Consider the following 309-nt stretch of genomic DNA (forward strand, 5'->3'; position numbering starts at 1 on the left):
GAACTACTACTTCTTGTGGTTGTTCCGGAGGTTCTAGAGCTGCTTCCAGAGCTTCTGTATGTTCCAGAACTTCTTGATGAAGAAGATGGTCTTGTGTATGTAGAGCTAGATTTAGAAGACCTTGTGGTTCTAGTAGTTGTAGGTCTGCTAGAACTACTATTGCTGCTTCTGCTGTATGTATTACCTCTATTGTATGTATTGCTTCTAGATGTACTGTACCTAGGTTGTGTTCTTGTGGTACGACTTGTTCTGTATGTTCTATTACGGTTTACGCCATCTACATTAACACTATTAGACCTGTAGCTGTTG

General features: G+C 40.5%; 1 pseudogene. It reads right to left on the reverse strand.

From position 1 onward, the window contains the following. Positions 1–309, reverse strand: a pseudogene (locus tag ACNG5D_RS15965) (hypothetical protein); the annotation flags it as partial.

It is taken from the genome of Algibacter ulvanivorans, from assembly GCF_048381495.1.
Lineage (GTDB): Bacteria > Bacteroidota > Bacteroidia > Flavobacteriales > Flavobacteriaceae > Algibacter_B > Algibacter_B ulvanivorans.